A 17,583-nucleotide genomic window follows, 5' to 3' on the forward strand; every position below is an offset into this window, starting at 1 on the left:
GTTCGACGTGTCCGGCGGCGAGAGTTCCTGGCTCCCGGGAGGCACGCGCGGCGTGCGTACCCGGTGACAGTGGCGGGACCGCGCCGGATTCGCACCGGACTTCCTCTCCATGCCGCCGTATTGGCTCGGGCAGTCCACCATGCACCGCGAAGCCCGTCAACTCGCTGTTGACCTGCGGCGCGGCAGGGGCGCGGGATGCGAAAAGCTCCCTCCGGGACAAACCCGGAGGGAGCTTTCACGCCCGGTCGGCCGCGAGGCGGCGGATCAGGCGACGATCAGGTAGATCGCGTAGCCCACGGCCGCCGCGACGAGCGCGAAGCAGGCGTAGGCGCCGCTGCGGGCGAGGGTGGCGGTGCCGCCCTGCTCGGTGGCGGTCTCGTGCTTGGAAAGGCCCACTAGGCCCAGGGTGAAGAGGGCCACGAGGGCGACGGTGGCGAGGAGGCTGACCCCGAAGACGGAGCCGAGCGCTTCCCAGTCGATCTTCATACTGCCGCTTTCTGAATGTCCGGGTCTGGGTGTCTCGGTCAGACCGCGGCGGCCGGAGCCGCCGGGGTCTGCGTCGCGGCCGGGATGGTGGCCTTGAGTGCGTCGTCCGTGACCTCGGCGGTCGTGGCCGCGGCGGTCGTACCGGCGGTGCCGGTGCCGGTGCCGGTTCCGGCGGCGGCAACGGTCGGCGGGACGGTGACCGCGGCGATCGCCGTGGTGACGACACCCGGCTCCTCGGCGTGGGCCGGCTCCACCTCGTTGACGTTGTTGTGGTCGACGACCTGGCGGCGCGAGATGAGCCAGATGGCCAGGCACGAGCCGATCAGGAAGAGCGTGACCGCGGCGATGCCGACGTCACCGATGCGCATGACCAGCTCGGCACCGGCCGAGACCAGCGCGGCGGCCGGCAGGGTCAGACCCCAGGCGACGAACATGCGGGTCGCGGTGGACCAGCGGACCACACCGCCCTTGCGGCCCAGGCCCGCACCCATGACCGCACCGGAGCACGAGTGGGTGGTGGAGAGCGAGAAGCCCAGGTTCGAGGAGGCCAGGATGACGGACGCGGCCGAGGTCTGGGCGGCGAAGCCCTGCTGCGGGTGCAGGTCGGTCAGGCCGCTGCCCATGGTGCGGATGATGCGCCAGCCGCCCAGGTAGGTGCCCATCGCGATGGCGAGACCGGCGGAGACGATGACCCAGACCGGCGGGTTCGCGTCGGGCGCGATCGCGCCGCCGGCGATGAGGGCCAGGGTGATGATGCCCATCGTCTTCTGCGCGTCGTTGGTGCCGTGCGCGAGGGAGACGAGGCCGGCCGAGGCGATCTGACCGGCGCGGTAACCCTTGGCGGAGGTCTTCTCCCCGACCCTGTTGCCCAGCTTGTAGGTGAGCTTGGCGGCCAGGTAGGCGGCGATGCCGGCCACCAGCGGGGCGGCGATCGCGGGAATGAGGACCTTGGTGACGACGACGCTGCCGTTGACCGCGCCGATGCCGGCGGAAGCGACCGCGGCGCCGATCAGGCCACCCATCAGGGCGTGCGAGGAGCTGGAGGGGAGGCCGACCAGCCAGGTGACGAGGTTCCAGAGGATCGCTCCGACCAGGGCGGCGAAGATCACCTCTGGCTGGATGCCTTCCTCGTTGACCAGCCCCTTGGAGATCGTCTTGGCGACCTCCACGGACATGAACGCGCCTACGAGGTTGAGCACGGCGGACATGGCCACCGCCGTCTTGGGCTTGAGGGCGCCGGTCGAGATGGTGGTGGCCATCGCGTTGGCCGTGTCGTGGAAACCGTTCGTGAAGTCGAACACGAGAGCGGTAATGATCACGATCCCGAGGAGAAGCGTTATGTGCTCCATTTACCCAGGCTTCTGTTTGACGTCAGTGGCTCGGCGACCGTAGGCAACCTGGATGAACGGAAGGTGAACTGACTCGGGCGGAGCGGTGTACTGGGTCAGGGTGTGATCGGGCCATTCGTCCTGATTCTGGCGTAGATAACGCCATTAATGCACGTCAAAGCCGGGTGAATGAACCCCTCCGCAGGGGGTCGCCGTGTATGCGATCCCGCCCCCCGGGCCTCGAATGAGACCTAGATCACTTCCTCCGCGCCTGCGGTGGAGGGATCTCCTCCGGTGGCCCGCCCGCGGTCGCGCCCCGACACTGGAGCCGTGCGAACCGCGACAGCAACGGCTGCGGCCGTCACCACGACCCTCCTGGGTGCCGGCGCGGCCGCCGTCGCCGTCGGCAGGTACGCCGCCGACGCGGCCCTGCGGCCCGAACCCGGACGTCCGCTCCCCGGCGGGCCGAAGCTCGGCGTCCACTCCACCGGCGCCGGCACGATCACGCTGACCCGCTCGCTCGCCTCGCTGCGGCCCGGCACCTACGGCCTGGTCGCACCCGGCGTGCACGCCGTCGTCGGCCCGGTGCTCCCCGACGCCGACCCCGGCCCGGACGCCGTCGTACGACGGCTCGTCTCCGTCACCCACGGCGCCCTCCACCCCGGCACCCGCGTCTCCCTCACCCCCCAGGTGTACGTCGGCAACCCGGGCACCGCCCTCGGGCTCGACCACGCCGACGTGGACATCCCCGGGGAGCTGGGCGCCCTGCCCGCCTGGTTCGTGCCCGGGATCCGTGACACCTGGGTGATCACCGTGCACGGGCTCGGCAGCAGCCGTGAGCACCCGATGGTGGTCATGCCCCTCCTGCACCGCCACCGGCTGCCGGTCCTGGACCTCGGCTACCGGGGCGACCTCGGCGCCCCCGCCTCCCCGGACGGCCTCGGCCACCTCGGTGAATCGGAATGGCGGGACCTGGACGCCGCCATCCGCTACGCCGTGCGCTACGGAGCCCGCCGGGTGATCCTGCACGGCTGGTCCATCGGCGCCACCATGGCCCTGCACGCGGCCGAGCGCTCGGCGCTGGCCCACCTGATCTCCGGGCTGGTGCTGGACTCGCCCGTGCTCGACTGGCACACCACCCTGCGCGGGCTCGCCGCCGCGCGCGGCACTCCGGCCGTGGTGCTGCCGCTGGCGGTCCGGGCCGCCGAGGGCCGTGCGGGCCTGCGCGCCGACCGCCGGCCGGCGGGTGCGGACCCCGGCGCACTGCGCGTCCCCGTACTGATCTTCCACGGCCCGGACGACGCGCTCGCCCCCTGGGGGCCCTCCCGCCGGCTCGCCGCGGCCCGCCCCGATCTCGTCACCCTGCACACCGTGAGCGGGGCCGGGCACGGCGCGATGTGGAACGCCGACCCGGCCGGCTACGAGGAGGCCCTGCGCCGCTTCCTCACCCCGCTCATGTGAAGGCCGGTCTTGTGCGAAGGCCGGGCGAAGGCCGGGCGAAGGTCGGAGAAAGGGCCGGTCGAGCGGCCGCGCGAACGGCTGTGAAGAGCCATGTGCCGAGGTCCGTCATGTGAAGGCCCTGTGACGGACGGAGTCCTGCGGGCGGCTTGTCCCGGTCTGCACTGCGGGTCGCCGGCGGCAACGACCGGTTCCGTTTGGGCTTTCGGCCAGTGACGGGCGAGACTGCTTCCGTGACGTCCCGAAAGCCTGATGAGCAGTTGGCTCGCGACTCCAGACTCCGACTCGTCTCGCCGCGCTCCGTCGCCGCGGCCCGCAAGGCGGTGACCGACCGACGTACCCGGCCCGCGCCCAGGCCCCCGGCGGGTACGCCCGCCACGGCCGACCTCGCGAACCGGGCCCGGGCCTCGCTCGCCGACGCCGTACGCCTGACCCGCTGGGCCGAGCTCAACCTCGGTGCCGGAGACGGCGGCCGGCCCGCGCCCACGGGCGCCCTGCCCGCCGCCGACGTCGAACGCGCCGCCGGAGAACTGGGACTGACGCACGGCCAGATCCGGGTCGGCTGGGACCGCGCGCGGCTCGCCGGACTGGTCGAGGTGCACGGCGGCCACGCCCGCCCCGGCTGGCGGCTGCGCGCCTGGGACCGCGACGACACCGCCGTACTGCGCGGCTGGGTCGCCCTTTTCGATGCCTGGTCGCTGGTCCATCCCGCACCCGCGGACATCGCCCCCTCGGCCGTCGCCGAGGTCGTCGAGGCGATGCCCCAGCTCCTCTCCCTGCTCCAGCTCTCCGCCGGCCCGGTGACCGTCCCCGACCTGCTCGACCTGCTCGGGCAGCGCGTCACCGAACTGCGCGACGAGCGGTGCGAGATCCCCTACGAGGCCGAGCCCGCGACGGCACTGACGTCCGCGGCCGGCTCGGCCGAGGCCCGCCCCGTCCCACTCGCCCGGCTGCTGCGCTGGGCGCTCGGCGGGCTCGCCGCCGTGGACGCCGTCACCCTCGGCCCCGCCCGGGCCACGCTCACCCCGCTCGGCAGCTGGGCCGTCTGGGTCAAGCTGGAGCAGATCTGCGTCGCGGCGCAGAGCCCCGCCGGGAACATCGAGCAGTCCGCCGCCGCCATGCTGCACGGCTGCGCGCGGCTCACCCCCGGCCCGGCCCGCGCCGAGTACCAGGCCTGGCTCGCCGCCCGGCCCGTCGGCCACGCCGTGGCCGAGCTGCTGCAGGCGGCCCGCGGCGAGGACGCCCTGCTGCGCGGTCTCGCCTTCGAGGCGCTGCGCGTGGTCGGCGCCCCCGCCGAGCCCGAGGTGCGCGCCGCCGTGCGCGAGCCCGCCCTGCGCCCCTACGCCCTGCTCTGGCTCGCCGAGCACGACGGGATCGACCCCGACGAGGCGCAGTACGTCCTGACCGCCGAGGAATCGACCTGGCTGTGGGTGGACACCGCGGCCGCCATCGCCGACCACGGCGAGGCCGAGCTGCTGGCCCGCCACCTGGACTCGGCCGTCCGCACCACCGTTCCCCGGCTGCTGGACGAGGTCCGCGCGGTCGGCCACCCGCGCACCGTGCAGGTCCTGGTCGCGCTGGCCGCCGCCCACCCCGACCCGACGCTGGCCAAGGCCGTCCGCCGGGCCGCCTTCCAGGTCCACACCGGCGGCGAGTGACTCCGCGGGCAAGGGGCGTGCGCGCCGACAGGGGTCAGACCTGCGGCGCGTACGTCCCGAAGCTCCAGACGTTGCCCTCGGCGTCGCGTGCCATGTAGTCGCGGGAGCCGTAGTCCTGGTCGGTGGGTTCCATCAGGATCTCCGCGCCGTGCTCGACGGCCCGCCGGTGGTGGGCGTCCACGTCCTCGACCACGACATAGACCCCCGAGGGGCCGGCGCCCTGCATGGCCTTGTCGAAGGCCCCGCCGCTGCCCGAGCTGCCCAGCATCACCATGCCGTTGCCGTACGCCAGCTCGGCGTGCATCACCGAGCCGTCCTCACCCTCGTAGACGGCGACCTGACTGAACCCGAACGCCTCGGTCAGCAGCCGGATGGCCGCCTTGGCGTCGCGGTAGACCAGGGTGGGACAGATGGACGGAACGCCTGCCATGACGATCACTCCCTCTCGTGACGGTGACCCGCGTCACACAGCATGGCAGGCGCCGCCGACAGTCAGCGGAAGGTGTTGCACTGGGCCATGTCGCCGGTCCGGTAGCCCTGGTAGAACCACTGCTGCCGCTGCTCGGCGGAGCCGTGGGTCCAGGACTCCGGGGTCACCCGGCCCTGGAACTTCTCCTGGATCCGGTCGTCGCCGACCGCGGCCGCCGCGTCCAGCCCGTCCCTGATGTCGTCCTCGGTGAGGGTCTTGATCAGCGGCCGGCCCGTGGAGGCGTCGGCGACGTTCGTGGCGTTGTGCGCCCACACCCCCGCGTAGCAGTCGGCCTGCAGCTCGACCTTGACCGCGTTGCTGTTCGCGCCCTGCCTGCCGTCCTGGGCCCGCTGGAGGGTTCCGGTCAGGTTCTGGATGTGGTGCCCGTACTCGTGGGCGATGACGTACGCCTGCGCGAAGGGGCCGCCGGTCGCGCCGAACTTCGTCCGCAGGTCGTTGAAGAAGTCGAGGTCCAGATAGACCTTGCGGTCCGCGGGGCAGTAGAAGGGGCCGACCGCCTCGGTCGCCATCCCGCACGCGGTGTTCACCCGGTTGTCGAAGAACACCGTGTTCGCCGGGCTGTACCGGCCGCCGCGCCGGGCGAACTCCTGCCTCCAGAAGGCCTGGGTGCTTTTGACGACCGCCACCAGCCGGCAGTCCTCCCGGGTGTTCGCGTCCCGCCCCGACGTGCAGGCCTGCTGCACCTCGTTGAGGGACGAGGAGGCCGGTGACGGTTCCGTGTCCCCGGGGGACAGTCCCAGCTGGTCCGGTCCGACACCGAACAGCAGCCCGATGACCAGCGCGATGAGGCCGACGATGCCGCCGCCCACCGTGGCCTTCCCGCCCGGGATGCGGCTGCCGCCGCGCCTGTCCTCGACCTCGGAGCCGTCGAGTCTGGCGTCGTCGTCGAACTGCATCCCGCACCGCCCTCCACTCGTGAAGCAGGTGCGGTCGCCTCTCCGCCCATGCGGCGAGTATCAGCCCATTCATTCCGATACGCGCCTCGGTCACCCGAGGGGCGACTGGGCCGTACGGGGGACAGCGGAGAGGCTGCGTCCGGTCACCGGGCAGCCCGGACGGGGCCCGGAAACCAGTTGCACACCCCCGGTAGAATGTCTCTCATGGCAAATCTCCTCGCGGATTAGCGGCGTCGAAGCTTCGCGTCCTGCCCCCCTTCCGCCGTCCCCACCCGCCCTGGAGTATTTCCGTGATCACCGCCACCGGCGTCGAGCTGCGCGCCGGCGCCCGCGTCCTTATCGAGTCCGCCTCCTTCCGTGTCGCCAAGGGCGACCGCATCGGCCTGGTCGGCCGCAACGGAGCGGGCAAGACCACCCTCACCAAATGCCTCGCGGGCGAGGGCCAGCCCGCCGCCGGCTCGATCGCCCGATCGGGCGAGGTCGGCTACCTCCCGCAGGACCCGCGCACCGGCGACCTCGACGTACTGGCCCGCGACCGGATCCTGTCCGCGCGCGGTCTCGACGTGCTGATCAAGAAGATGCGCGCCAACGAGGAGCGCATCGCCACCGGCAGCGGCGGCACCCGCGACAAGGCGATGAAGCAGTACGAGCGCCAGGAGACGGAGTTCCTGACCAAGGGCGGGTACGCCGCCGAGGCGGAGGCCGCGACCATCTCGGCCGCCCTGGGCCTGCCCGACCGGGTGCTCGGCCAGCCGCTGCACACCCTCTCCGGTGGTCAGCGCCGCCGCGTCGAGCTCGCCCGGATCCTCTTCTCGGACGCCGACACCCTGCTCCTCGACGAGCCCACCAACCACCTCGACGCCGACTCGATCGTCTGGCTGCGCGACTACCTGAAGACCTACCGCGGCGGCTTCATCGTCATCTCCCACGACGTCGACCTCGTCGAGACCGTCGTCAACAAGGTCTTCTACCTGGACGCCAACCGCTCCCAGATCGACGTCTACAACATGGGCTGGAAGCTCTACCAGCAGCAGCGCGAGGCCGACGAGAAGCGCCGCAAGCGCGAGCGCCAGAACGCCGAGAAGAAGGCCGCGGCCCTGAACTCGCAGGCCGACAAGATGCGCGCCAAGGCCACCAAGACCGTCGCCGCGCAGAACATGGCCAAGCGCGCCGACCGGCTGCTCGCGGGCCTGGAGGCCGTCCGAGTCTCCGACAAGGTCGCCAAGCTCCGCTTCCCGGACCCGGCGCCCTGCGGCAAGACCCCGCTGACCGCCGAGGGCCTGTCGAAGTCGTACGGCTCGCTGGAGATCTTCACCGACGTCGACCTGGCCATCGACAAGGGCTCCCGCGTCGTCATCCTCGGCCTCAACGGTGCCGGCAAGACCACCCTGCTGCGGCTGCTCTCGGGCACCGAGAAGCCGGACACCGGCAGCGTCGTCCCCGGCCACGGCCTCAAGCTCGGCTACTACGCGCAGGAGCACGAGACGCTCGACCCCGAGCGCACCGTGCTGGAGAACATGCGCTCCTCCGCGCCCGACCTGGACCTCGTCGCGGTGCGCAAGACCCTCGGATCGTTCCTGTTCTCCGGCGACGACGTGGACAAGCCCGCCGGGGTGCTCTCCGGTGGCGAGAAGACCCGTCTCGCCCTGGCCACGCTGGTCGTCTCCTCGGCGAACGTGCTCCTCCTCGACGAGCCGACGAACAACCTCGACCCGGCCAGCCGCGAGGAGATCCTGGGCGCGCTGCGCACGTACAAGGGCGCCGTCATCCTCGTCACGCACGACGAGGGCGCCGTCGAGGCGCTGGAGCCGGAGCGGATCATCCTGCTCCCGGACGGCGTCGAGGACCTGTGGGGACCGGACTACCGGGACCTGGTGGCCCTCGCCTGACCGGGTTCCGGTTCCCGTTCCGCTTCTGATCCAATTCCTTATGGATCATTCGGCTCACGGGTGATCCATCATCTGAGTGAGACGGTCTCGTACCGTTGCGCGTCGTACGACGGCCCCGGCCGCACCCGTGAGGGTGCGCGACCGGGGTCGTTCGTTTTCCGGTTCCGCGCCCCTGACCTGGCGATTCCCGGCGAGGGCAGCGGAGTGTGACGGAAGTCATGCGGCGGAAGGGGAGATTCCGTTCTGCTCGGGCGTCCACCCCTCGGGAAATGCCGTCGTACCGACCTTGCTGAATGGGTGGCCAGGAAGCGTGGGAGGGGTGATCATGAGAAGTCCAGAGCGCACTTCCCATGAGGAGGCACGGGTGGCCGAGACTCTGAAGAAGGGCAGCCGGGTAACCGGCGCCGCGCGCGACAAGCTCGCGGCAGACCTGAAGAAGAAGTACGACTCCGGTGCGAGTATCCGGGCGCTGGCCGAAGAGACCGGCCGGTCCTACGGATTCGTCCACCGGATGCTCAGTGAGTCCGGGGTTTCGCTGCGTGGTCGCGGAGGCGCGACGCGTGGCAAGAAGGCGGCTACGGCCTGACCCCGGTCCCATCGGTTCCGACGCGTCAACGGATTCAAGGTTCATCATGATCCGACGATTCCTTCGGTGACCCCCGGTCGGCCTTCCGGTCGGCTGGGTGGTTACTGTGCAGTCACTTAGGCCGAGCTTGCGGCCGACTGCACACCGGAGGCATGAAAGATGGCTCTGCTCGACAAGGACGGCGTACGACTCACCGTCGACGACACGGTCGCCACGGTGACACTGACCAATCCGGCCAAGCGAAATGCCCAATCCCCCGCGCTCTGGCGGGCTTTGGCCGAGGCCGGGAGGTTGTTGCCGGGCACCGTCCGGGTCGTCGTGCTGCGCGGTGAGGGCAAGTCCTTCTCCGCAGGGCTCGACCGGCAGGCGTTCACCCCCGAAGGTTTCGAGGGCGAGCCGTCCTTCCTCGATCTGGCACGCGGTTCGGACGAACTGCTCGACTCCACGATTGCCGAGTACCAGGAGGCATTCACCTGGTGGAGGCGTAACGACATCATCTCCGTCGCCGCCGTGCAGGGGCACGCGATCGGCGCCGGCTTCCAGCTCGCGCTCGCGTGCGACCTGCGCGTGGTCGCGGACGATGTGCAGTTCGCCATGCGCGAGACCAGCCTCGGTCTGGTCCCCGACCTGGCCGGTACCCAGCCCCTGACCTCCCTGGTCGGCTACGCCCGCGCGCTCGAGATCTGCGCGACGGGCCGCTTCGTGCATGCCGAGGAGGCGGAGCGGGTCGGCCTCGCCAACCTCGTGGTCCCGGCGGACGAACTCGACGCAGCCGTCCAGGACCTCACCACCGCCCTGCTCGCCCCGCCGCGGGACGCCGTGATCGAGACGAAGACGCTGCTGCGCTCCGCCCCGTCCCGCCCGTACGACGATCAGCGCGCCGCCGAGCGCGCGGCGCAGGCCCGCCGCCTGCGGGATCTGGCGGGTCTCTCCGACTGACGGCCGCGTCCCGGTCGGCGCCCCGGCGAAAGTCGGCCAGCCGACCGGCGTAGTCCCGGAGCGCGGGCGCGGCCCGGCGCCTAACGTGGTGCGGAGTGAGTCCGCTATCCACGTGAAGGGACACGCGATGACCGAAACCGCAGCAGGGGGCTCCGGCAGGGAGCCCGGCGAACGGGGACGCACGACCATCGCCGACGGCGTGGTCGAGAAGATCGCCGGACTGGCCGCCCGCGAGGTGGTCGGCGTGCACGCCATGGGCAGCGGCAGCGGCCTCTCCCGTACCTTCGGAGCCGTCCGCGACCGGGTGCCCGGCGGCGGCAAGGCCGGCGTCGGCCGCGGGGTCAAGGCGGAGGTCGGCGAGGTCCAGACGGCCCTCGACCTGGAGATCGTCGTGGAATACGGCGTCTCGATCCGCGACGTGGCACGGGCGGTCCGGGAGAACGTCATCTCGGCGGTCGAGCGGATGACGGGCCTGGAGGTCGTCGAGGTCAACATCGCGGTCAGCGACGTCAAGCTGCCGGATGAGCCCGACGAGGAACCGGAATCCCGTCTCCAGTAGCCGAGAGGAGTCCGCATGAGCATGGCGATCGCCGGACTGTTCGCCGGCATGGCCCTGGCGTTCGCCGGCTACTTCGGCGGTTTCGGAGCCTTCCTGCTGGTGGCCGCCCTCGGCGCCATCGGCTTCGTCGCGGGCCGGTTCCTCGACGGGGACCTGGAACCCGGGGACCTGTTCCGCCGCCGCGGCGACCGGCGCGGGTGAGGCGCCCATGAGCAGCAGCAGTGGCACCGGCAGCACCGCCGGCACCGGCAGTAGCAGCGGCCCGCCGCGCCCCGGCGCGCCCAGGGTCGCCCCCGCCGACCGCGGGTCCACCCGGATCGCGGACCGGGTCGTCGCCAAGATCGCGGCCCAGGCCGCCCGGGAGGCGCTCGGCACGACCTCGGGCGCGCCCGCGCACGCCACCGTCACCGTGCACCACGACATCGCGCGGGTCCGGGTGAGCCTGGAGGTGGACTACCCCTCCGACCTGGCCGCGCAGTGTGCGGCCGTGCGCCGCCAGGTCGCGCTCCGTGTCGAGGAGTGCGCGTCGATGTCCGTACCCGAGGTGGACATCGACATCGAGCACCTGCACTCCACCCACACCCGGACCACCCACACCCGGACCGCCCACGGGCGGGACCGGCGGCTGCGGTGAAGGCCCCCCGCTCCGGCCGGGTCCACCGGTTCCGCTCCTCCCGGCGGATCCCCGCCGCGCTCAGCGCCCTGGTCGTCCTCGGGGTGGCGGGCCTGTTCCTGTACGACCTGGCCGCGGTGCGGGCCGACCGGCCCGGGATGAGCTGGCGCCGCGAACTCGCCGACCGGCTCGCGACGCACACCCCCGCGGACCTGGGGGTGCAGCTGATCGCCGGGGCCGCCGCCCTGGCCGGGGCGGTGCTCCTGTTGCTGGCGTTCGCCCCAGGGCTCCGGGGGATCCTGCCGATGCTGCCCCCGGACGAGCCGGACGAGCCGGACGAGCCGGACGAGCCGGACGAGCCGGTCACGGGGGCACGCGTACGGGCCGGGCTCGGCCGCAAGGACGCCGCGCAGATCCTGCGGGACCGGGCCATGGAGGTGTCCGGGGTGCGGTCCGTCCGGGTCAAGGTGCGCCGGTCCCACGTCGGGGTGCGGGCCACCTCGCACTTCCGCGACCTGGACGACGTACGGGCCGACCTGGACGCCGTCCTGGCCGTCGGCATCGAGGAACTGGGGCTCGCGCACCCGCCGCAGCCGCGGGTACGGGTCAGGAGGTGACGGGGTGCTCAGGACGGTGAACCGGATCCTGCTGGCGGTGGCCGGAGCGGTCCTGCTGGCGGTGGGGATCGTGGTGCTGACGGGTGTGTGGCCGCTGCACGGCCGCCACGCGCCGCTACTGAGCGAGGCGACCCGGAGCCGGTACTGGCACGCCGACGGCTGGTGGTGGTGGGCGGTGGTCGCCGGACTCGCCGTGTGCGTGCTGCTGGCGCTGTGGTGGCTGCTGTCCCAACTGCGGCGCTCCCGGCTGGGAGCGGTGGTCGTGGACACCGGGGACGGGGCGTTCGCGCTGCTGCGCGGGCGTGCGCTGGAGGAGGCGGTGGCCGCGGAGGCCGGCGCCGTGGACGGGGTCGCCGGCTGCCGGGTCGCCCTGCGCGGACGGCGCGGGTCGCCGGCGCTGCGGGTCGCGCTGGAACTGGAACCCCACGCGGTCCCCGCCGACGCCCTGGCCGCCGTGGCGGGCCCGGTGCTGACCCATGCCCGTACCTCGGCGGGCCTCCCGGAACTCCCCGCGGAGGCCCGCCTCAAGGTGACGTCCCACCGGGCCCAGCGCGTGACGTAGGGGCGTCCTGCCGATCACGCGGGGCTCTCGGCAGGTCAGAAGCCGTGCCGGGAGCCGCCGTCGACCGGCAGCATGACGCCCGTCAGGTACGACGCCGCCGGGGAGAGCAGGAAGGCCGCCGTACGGCCGAACTCCTCCGGGGCGCCGTAGCGGCGCAGCGGGATGCGGGACTCGTTCCCGGCCCGAGCGGCCGCCGCGTCACCCGACAGCGCGTCGAGCTCGCGCACCCGGTCGGTGTCGATGCGCGCCGGAAGCAGGCCGACGACCCGGATGCCGCGCGGGCCGAGCTCCAGCGAGAGGGACTTCGCGAAGCCCGCCAGACCCGGGCGCAGGCCGTTGGAGATGGTCAGGCCGGGGATCGGCTCGTGCACCGAGCCCGACAGGACGAAGCCGATGACCCCGCCCTCGCCCAGCTCGGCGGCGGCCGCCCGGGCGAGGCGGACCGCTCCCAGGAAGACCGACTCGAAGGCCGCCGACCACTGCGCGTCGGTGTTGTCCGCCGCGAAGCCCGGCGCCGGGCCGCCGACGCTGATGAGGATGCCGTCGAGGCGGCCGAAACGCTCCCGCGCGGTGGCGACGAGCCGTGCGGCGGCCTCCGGGTCGGAGTTGTCGGCCGCCACCCCGGCCGCGTTCGGGCCGAGCCCGGCGGCCGCGTCGGCCGCCCGCTTCTCGTCACGGCCCGTCAGCAGGACCTTCGCGCCGTCGGCGGTCAGTTCCCGGGCGGAGGCGAGACCGAGGCCGCGCGTGGCCCCGGTGACGATGTAGACACGGTCTTTCAGTCCAAGATCCATGCCGACACGCTACGCCGTCGCCGGCTCCTGCCGGGAGGCTTCGGCCCCGGTCGCCTCCTCCTCGCGCTCGCGCTTCTCGCGGCGTACGAGGATCACCCAGCCCACCGGAACCGCGCCGGTGAACAGCCACCACTGGACGGCGTACGCCATGTGCGGGCCGATCGAGTCGTGGTCGGGGTCGGCGATGGTCTCCGGGCCGCCCTCCGGCGGTTGCGGAGCGGTCAGCTCCATGTACCCGCCGAGGACGGTCCGGCCCAGGTACTCGGCCTGCTGCGTGCTGTTGATCAGCATCACCTGACGGTCCGGCAGGCCCTTGCGGTCCTTGATACCGCTGCCGCCGCTGGTCTCGTCGGCCTTCAGCCGGCCGGTGACGGTGACCTCGCCGCCGGGCGCGGCCGGCACCGGCGGATAGGCGCGCGGGTCGTCGCCGCCGGGCACCCAGCCCCGGTTGACCAGGACCACCCGGCCGTCGGAGAGGACCAGCGGGGTCAGGACGTGGAAGCCGACCTTGTCGTCGTTGTCGGTGCGCATCCGTACGACGACCTCGTGCGCGGTGTCGTACGTGCCGGTCGCGGTGACCGCGCGCCAGAAGTCGGCGCGGGGCACCCGGTGCCCGGGGGAGGTGACCTCGGTCACGGGTACCGGCTTCGCCCGCAGGTTCGCCTCGATCAGCTGGTTCTGCGTGACCCGGTGCTCATGGCGGTGGTACTGCCAGAACCCCAGCTTGATCATCACGGGGATGAGGGCGAGGGCGATCAGGGTGAGGAACACCCACTGCCGGGTCAGCACAAAGCGGTACACGCCCACGACGGTACCCGCAGCGCGAAGGACCCCGGCAGCCGGGTGGCCGTCCGGGGTCGGGCGGGTCGGGAGGGGCCGGACGGATCAGACGCGGTCGACGATGCCCACCTTCCCCTCCGCCCGGGCGCAGTGCGCCCCGCAGAACCACTGCCCCTCGACCTCGACGCCCTGGCCGATGATCGAGACCCGGCAGTGCTCGCAGACGGGCGCCATGCGGTGGATGGCGCAGGAGAAGCAGTCGAAGACGTGCACGGCGCCCTGCGCGTGCACCTCGAAGGACATGCCGTAATCGTTTCCGCAGACCTCACAACGTGCCATGGGCCGAATGCTGCGCACGGGGAAGGAAGGGAACAAGATCCAGCGGGGTGAGTCGCCGCGCCTGCACCCGGCCGGCGCAACGGCCGCCCGGTTCAGGACTCGGCCGGGGCCACGTCCCGCAGCAGTTGGGTGAAGGCCGCCTCGTCGACGACCGGGGTGCCGAAGCTCTTCGCCTTGACCGTCTTGGAGGTCGCCGAGTCGGGGTCGTTGGTCACCAGGAGACTGGTGAGCCGCGACACACTCGTCGCGATGTGCAGGCCCGCCTCGACCGCCCGGTCCTCCAGCAGCTCCCGCTCCACCGAGGTGTCACCGGAGAAGGCGATCCGCATGCCCTGCTTCAGCGGCTTGCCGTCCTCGAAGCGCCCCGGATTGGGGTGCGGGCACGGCGGGCGCTTGCGCGAGGGCCGCCAGCTGCTGCCGCGGTAGGAGGACTGGTACCCCACCCGCGGGGTGGCGGCGGAGTCCGACCACTCGGTCAGCGGCCGGCATTCCAGCAGGGGCAGCCGTACGCCGTTCTGCGCGGCCGCGTGCAGCGAGGGACGGAACGCCTCCGCGAGCACCCGGGCGTCGTCGAGCGCGTGGTGGGCGCGCTGCTGGACCACGCCGAAGTGCGCGGCGAGCGACTCCAGCTTGTGGTTGGGCAGCGGCAGGTTCAGTTCCTTCGACAGGGCGATGGTGCACAGCCGCTGACGGACCGGCGCGGTCGCCGCGGCCCGCGCGTACTCCCGGGCGATCATCTGCCAGTCGAAGATGGCGTTGTGCGCGACCAGCACCCGGTCCGCGAGCCGGCCGGCGAACTCCTCGGCGATGTCCTCGAAGAGCGGCGCGTCGGCGAGCATCGCGCTCGTCAGCCCGTGGATCCACACCGGTCCCGGATCCCGCCGCGGGTTGACCAGCGTGTACCAGTGGTCCTCCACATTGCCCTGGGCGTCGAGCCGGTAGACGGCGGCGGAGACTATCCGGTCGTCGCGAGCGAGTCCGGTGGTCTCCACGTCGACGACCGCGTACCCCTGTGGGTACGCGGTCGGCCACATCGTCTCTGCGGTCGTACGGTCGGCGAGCATGGTCACAGAGGATATCGGCCCACACCGACAGCCGTGGCCGCGCCGGCGACTCCCCGCCGTCGGGACGGGCGGCGGCCGGTCTACGGGTCCGGCGTGAGCAGGGCGTGCACCAGGGCCCGTACCGACAGCAGGAACAGCCGGTCCGGGTCCGCCGGGCGGGCCAGGGCGCGGGCGAGGGCCGGATCGTGGGGGGCCGCGGCGGGGTCCCAGAGCTCGCTCTCGGCCGGGGACTGCGCGGGAGCGCGCTCGCGGTTGCGTTCGACGAGGAGGTACCCGACGACCTGGAACTGGACGGCGCGCACCGCGTCCGCCGCCCGGGCGCCGCGCAGCCCGGCGGCGTGCACCTCGTGGACGAGCGCCTGCTGGGCGGGCAGGAACATCCGCTCGGTGAGCCCGCGTTCGTGGACCATCGCGATCAGGTGCGGACGTGCGCGCAGTTCGCGGCGCAGGATCCGGGCCACGGCCAGGATCCGATCGGCGGGGGTGCGGCCGGCCGGCCGGATGGCGCCCATCTCGTCGACGGTGCGCTGCACGAGCGCGTCGAGGAGGGACTCGCGGTTGCCGACGTGCCAGTAGATGGACGTCACCGCGGTGCCCAGCTCGGCGGCGAGCTTGCGCATGGTGAGGGCGGCCGGGCCGTGCTGCTTGACCAGCGAGGCGGCGGCCTCCAGTACCTCGTCGCGGGTGAGCGTGGTTCTGGCCACGGTCGCCCCACCACCAATCTGTCGGATCGTCAGTTCTGTTCCGTGCAGGGGTCTTTACCCTTCATCGGTGGCGGTGTAACTGTGTTACAGACCCGACCCCCCGAGACGAGGGATGGTGCGATAGATGGCACGCGTACGGTACGGAGCGCGGACCGAGGCCGAGATCGCGGCGTCGCGCGAGAAGAGCTCGAAGCTCCCCGATATCTGGTCCACCGGCGTCGTGGCCGTCTGGGAGACCGACCCCGACGTGGTGGCGGCCGTCCTGCCGCCGCCGCTCAAACCGGCCGACCGGCCCCTCGTACGGGCCAACATCAGCAAGGTCGACCTGCCCGGATACCCGCTCGGCGCCGGCTCGGTGGCCGTCGCCGCCCGGCACGACGGGGTCGAGGGCTGGTACCCCCTGGTCATGCCGATGACCCACGAGCGCGCCCTGACCGGCGGCCGCGAGGTCTTCGGCGAGCCGAAGAAACTGGGCGAGGTCACCGTGGAGCGCGACGGCCTCGTCGTACGCGCCTCGCTCGCCCGGCACGGCATCGCCTTCGTCGAGGTGCGCGGTGCGGTGGACCGCGCGCTGCCGCTGCCCGAGCCCACCAGGAAGACCGACTTCTACTTCAAGTTCCTCCCGGCGGTGGGCGGTTCGGGCTTCGACGCCGACCCGGTGCTGGTGCACTGCACGCGCAACGAGAAGGTCCGCAAGCTGGAGCACATCACCGGCGACGTCGTGCTGCGGGAGTCGATGTTCGACCCGGTCGCCGACCTTCCCGTCCGCCGGATCGTGGAGATCACCATCGGCGAGAAGACCACCGACCAGAAGGGCCGGGTCGTGGAGCGGGTCAGTGCCCGGGCCCTGCTCCCGTACATCCACCAGCGCTACGACGACCCCATGCAGATCCTCGACGCGCCCCCGGAGGGATCGTCAGGGGGGAGGGGCTGACATGCGACTCGAACCAGGACAGGTGGCCGTCGTCACCGGAGCCGCCAGTGGCATCGGCCTCGCGATGGCCCGCCGCTTCGCCGCCGAAGGGCTGAAGGTGGTCCTCGCGGACGTGGAGGAGTCGGCCCTGCGCAAGGCCGCGGACGAACTCGTCGCGGACGGGTCCCAGGTCCTCGCCAGGGTGGTCGACGTCAGCGACCGCGACTCCGTGGTCGCGCTGGCCGACGCCGCCTTCGAGACCTTCGGCGCCGTGCACGTGCTCTGCAACAACGCGGGCGTCGGCTCCGGAGCCGAGGGCCGGATGTGGGAGCACGAGCCCAATGACTGGAAGTGGGCCTTCTCCGTCAACGTGTGGGGGGTCTTCCACGGCATCCAGGCCTTCGTCCCCCGCATGATCGCGGCCGGCGGCCCCGGCCACGTCGTCAACACCTCCTCCGGTGACGGCGGCATCGCCCCCCTGCCCACCGCCTCCGTGTACGCCGTCACCAAGGCGGCCGTGGTCACCATGACCGAGTCGCTCTACGCCCACCTCAAGGCGGAGGGCGCCGCGGTCGGGGCCTCCGTCCTCTTCCCCGGACCGCACATGCTGCGCACCGGGCTGTGGGAGTCGCACCGCAACCGGCCCGAGCGGTACGCGAAGGAACGGCCGCGCAAGGCCCCGTACCGCAGCCTCGACCAGTACGAGGCGGCGATGAGGAAGGCCGGCCACGAGGTGCGGTTCACCCCGGTCGAGGAGGTCGCCGAGCACGTCGTCGACGGCATCCGCGCCGACCGCTTCTGGATGCTCCCGGCCGGCGAGCACAGCGACCGGCAGATCCGCGCCCGGTCGCAGTCGATGCTCGACCGGTCCAACCCCGCCTACCTGGAAAGCTTCATCCTCGACTGAGGGG

Annotated in this window: 21 protein-coding genes and 1 riboswitch; of the genes, 12 read left to right on the forward strand and 9 right to left on the reverse strand. The window is 72.4% G+C overall.

The window, feature by feature from the left end:
- Positions 1–21: 21 nt before the first annotated feature.
- A riboswitch (cobalamin riboswitch) is annotated at positions 22–107 on the reverse strand.
- Positions 108–264: 157 nt separating this feature from the next.
- On the reverse strand, positions 265–486 hold the full coding sequence (locus tag OG373_RS29355) for a hypothetical protein (protein ID WP_030386568.1): 222 nt from the start codon (positions 484–486) through the stop codon (positions 265–267).
- A 38-nt stretch (positions 487–524) separates the two neighbouring features.
- The gene (locus OG373_RS29360) at positions 525–1,835 is read right to left on the reverse strand and encodes an anion permease (RefSeq protein ID WP_405441333.1); all 1,311 of its coding nucleotides are present in this window, start codon (positions 1,833–1,835) and stop codon (positions 525–527) included.
- Positions 1,836–2,144: 309 nt separating this feature from the next.
- Between OG373_RS29360 and OG373_RS29365 the strand changes: the two genes are divergently transcribed.
- Together OG373_RS29365 and OG373_RS29370 are read left to right on the forward strand one after the other, a co-directional pair.
- Positions 2,145–3,275 carry an alpha/beta hydrolase gene (locus OG373_RS29365; protein ID WP_405441335.1) on the forward strand — a complete coding sequence of 377 codons (1,131 nt, stop codon included), beginning with the start codon at positions 2,145–2,147 and terminating at the stop codon, positions 3,273–3,275.
- Between the two features lie 230 nt (positions 3,276–3,505).
- Complete coding sequence (locus OG373_RS29370; protein ID WP_372453162.1) at positions 3,506–4,930, forward strand: hypothetical protein; 1,425 nt, start codon at positions 3,506–3,508, stop codon at positions 4,928–4,930.
- A 34-nt stretch (positions 4,931–4,964) separates the two neighbouring features.
- Here the strand turns inward: OG373_RS29370 and OG373_RS29375 are convergent, their stop codons facing one another.
- Both OG373_RS29375 and OG373_RS29380 read right to left on the reverse strand, forming a co-directional pair.
- Positions 4,965–5,360, reverse strand: coding sequence for a VOC family protein (locus OG373_RS29375; protein ID WP_397738303.1), 396 nt, complete (start codon positions 5,358–5,360; stop codon positions 4,965–4,967).
- A gap of 62 nt (positions 5,361–5,422) precedes the next feature.
- Positions 5,423–6,316 (reverse strand): neutral zinc metallopeptidase, encoded by an 894-nt coding sequence (locus tag OG373_RS29380; RefSeq protein ID WP_405441337.1) that lies wholly within the window; start codon positions 6,314–6,316, stop codon positions 5,423–5,425.
- A gap of 290 nt (positions 6,317–6,606) precedes the next feature.
- On the opposite strand from OG373_RS29380, the gene OG373_RS29385 reads away from it, so the two are divergent.
- From OG373_RS29385 to amaP, 8 genes are all read left to right on the forward strand, one after another.
- Positions 6,607–8,205, forward strand: coding sequence for an ABC-F family ATP-binding cassette domain-containing protein (locus OG373_RS29385; protein WP_405441339.1), 1,599 nt, complete (start codon positions 6,607–6,609; stop codon positions 8,203–8,205).
- A gap of 364 nt (positions 8,206–8,569) precedes the next feature.
- Positions 8,570–8,791 (forward strand): helix-turn-helix domain-containing protein, encoded by a 222-nt coding sequence (locus OG373_RS29390; RefSeq protein WP_030010789.1) that lies wholly within the window; start codon positions 8,570–8,572, stop codon positions 8,789–8,791.
- Between the two features lie 159 nt (positions 8,792–8,950).
- The gene (locus OG373_RS29395) at positions 8,951–9,730 is read left to right on the forward strand and encodes an enoyl-CoA hydratase/isomerase family protein (RefSeq protein ID WP_189973837.1); all 780 of its coding nucleotides are present in this window, start codon (positions 8,951–8,953) and stop codon (positions 9,728–9,730) included.
- A gap of 127 nt (positions 9,731–9,857) precedes the next feature.
- The gene (locus OG373_RS29400; RefSeq protein ID WP_405441341.1) at positions 9,858–10,289 is read left to right on the forward strand and encodes an Asp23/Gls24 family envelope stress response protein; all 432 of its coding nucleotides are present in this window, start codon (positions 9,858–9,860) and stop codon (positions 10,287–10,289) included.
- A gap of 15 nt (positions 10,290–10,304) precedes the next feature.
- Positions 10,305–10,490 carry a hypothetical protein gene (locus tag OG373_RS29405; protein ID WP_189973839.1) on the forward strand — a complete coding sequence of 62 codons (186 nt, stop codon included), beginning with the start codon at positions 10,305–10,307 and terminating at the stop codon, positions 10,488–10,490.
- A 7-nt stretch (positions 10,491–10,497) separates the two neighbouring features.
- Positions 10,498–10,923 (forward strand): hypothetical protein, encoded by a 426-nt coding sequence (locus tag OG373_RS29410; protein ID WP_405441344.1) that lies wholly within the window; start codon positions 10,498–10,500, stop codon positions 10,921–10,923.
- Complete coding sequence (locus tag OG373_RS29415; RefSeq protein ID WP_405441345.1) at positions 10,920–11,519, forward strand: DUF6286 domain-containing protein; 600 nt, start codon at positions 10,920–10,922, stop codon at positions 11,517–11,519. The genes OG373_RS29410 and OG373_RS29415 overlap by 4 nt, the downstream gene beginning before the upstream one ends.
- A 4-nt stretch (positions 11,520–11,523) precedes the next feature.
- Entirely contained in the window at positions 11,524–12,081 is a 558-nt protein-coding gene (gene amaP / locus OG373_RS29420; RefSeq protein ID WP_405441347.1) for an alkaline shock response membrane anchor protein AmaP, read from the forward strand.
- 35 nt (positions 12,082–12,116) lie between these two features.
- Here amaP and OG373_RS29425 read toward each other — a convergent pair whose 3' ends face one another.
- From OG373_RS29425 to OG373_RS29445, 5 genes are all read right to left on the reverse strand, one after another.
- Positions 12,117–12,872, reverse strand: coding sequence for an SDR family oxidoreductase (locus OG373_RS29425; RefSeq protein ID WP_189973843.1), 756 nt, complete (start codon positions 12,870–12,872; stop codon positions 12,117–12,119).
- 9 nt (positions 12,873–12,881) lie between these two features.
- Positions 12,882–13,673, reverse strand: coding sequence for an SURF1 family protein (locus OG373_RS29430; RefSeq protein ID WP_405441349.1), 792 nt, complete (start codon positions 13,671–13,673; stop codon positions 12,882–12,884).
- 84 nt (positions 13,674–13,757) lie between these two features.
- On the reverse strand, positions 13,758–13,991 hold the full coding sequence (locus OG373_RS29435) for a hypothetical protein (RefSeq protein ID WP_078938101.1): 234 nt from the start codon (positions 13,989–13,991) through the stop codon (positions 13,758–13,760).
- Between the two features lie 92 nt (positions 13,992–14,083).
- Positions 14,084–15,061 carry a DEDDh family exonuclease gene (locus OG373_RS29440; RefSeq protein ID WP_397738321.1) on the reverse strand — a complete coding sequence of 326 codons (978 nt, stop codon included), beginning with the start codon at positions 15,059–15,061 and terminating at the stop codon, positions 14,084–14,086.
- Positions 15,062–15,135: 74 nt separating this feature from the next.
- Positions 15,136–15,759: a TetR/AcrR family transcriptional regulator gene (locus OG373_RS29445; protein ID WP_397738323.1), complete on the reverse strand. Its 624-nt coding sequence runs from the start codon at positions 15,757–15,759 to the stop codon at positions 15,136–15,138.
- Positions 15,760–15,883: 124 nt separating this feature from the next.
- On the opposite strand from OG373_RS29445, the gene OG373_RS29450 reads away from it, so the two are divergent.
- Together OG373_RS29450 and OG373_RS29455 are read left to right on the forward strand one after the other, a co-directional pair.
- Positions 15,884–16,693, forward strand: a complete 810-nt coding sequence (locus tag OG373_RS29450) for an acetoacetate decarboxylase family protein (protein ID WP_405441351.1) — start codon at positions 15,884–15,886, stop codon at positions 16,691–16,693.
- Between the two features lies 1 nt (position 16,694).
- Positions 16,695–17,579, forward strand: coding sequence for an SDR family NAD(P)-dependent oxidoreductase (locus OG373_RS29455; protein ID WP_405441353.1), 885 nt, complete (start codon positions 16,695–16,697; stop codon positions 17,577–17,579).
- Positions 17,580–17,583 lie beyond the last annotated feature (4 nt).

The organism is Streptomyces avidinii, assembly GCF_045161815.1.
In the GTDB taxonomy this organism is placed as follows: Bacteria; Actinomycetota; Actinomycetes; order Streptomycetales; family Streptomycetaceae; genus Streptomyces; species Streptomyces avidinii.

Coding starts and splice junctions, on each gene's coding strand:
- OG373_RS29360 (WP_405441333.1), bottom strand. CDS start 1,835: ATGGAGCACATAACGCTTCTCCTCGGGATCGTGATCATTACCGCTCTC.
- OG373_RS29375 (WP_397738303.1), bottom strand. CDS start 5,360: ATGGCAGGCGTTCCGTCCATCTGTCCCACCCTGGTCTACCGCGACGCC.
- OG373_RS29405 (WP_189973839.1), top strand. CDS start 10,305: ATGAGCATGGCGATCGCCGGACTGTTCGCCGGCATGGCCCTGGCGTTC.
- OG373_RS29400 (WP_405441341.1), top strand. CDS start 9,858: ATGACCGAAACCGCAGCAGGGGGCTCCGGCAGGGAGCCCGGCGAACGG.
- OG373_RS29380 (WP_405441337.1), bottom strand. CDS start 6,316: ATGCAGTTCGACGACGACGCCAGACTCGACGGCTCCGAGGTCGAGGAC.
- OG373_RS29455 (WP_405441353.1), top strand. CDS start 16,695: ATGCGACTCGAACCAGGACAGGTGGCCGTCGTCACCGGAGCCGCCAGT.
- OG373_RS29435 (WP_078938101.1), bottom strand. CDS start 13,991: ATGGCACGTTGTGAGGTCTGCGGAAACGATTACGGCATGTCCTTCGAG.
- OG373_RS29395 (WP_189973837.1), top strand. CDS start 8,951: ATGGCTCTGCTCGACAAGGACGGCGTACGACTCACCGTCGACGACACG.
- OG373_RS29425 (WP_189973843.1), bottom strand. CDS start 12,872: ATGGATCTTGGACTGAAAGACCGTGTCTACATCGTCACCGGGGCCACG.
- OG373_RS29355 (WP_030386568.1), bottom strand. CDS start 486: ATGAAGATCGACTGGGAAGCGCTCGGCTCCGTCTTCGGGGTCAGCCTC.
- OG373_RS29410 (WP_405441344.1), top strand. CDS start 10,498: ATGAGCAGCAGCAGTGGCACCGGCAGCACCGCCGGCACCGGCAGTAGC.
- OG373_RS29450 (WP_405441351.1), top strand. CDS start 15,884: ATGGCACGCGTACGGTACGGAGCGCGGACCGAGGCCGAGATCGCGGCG.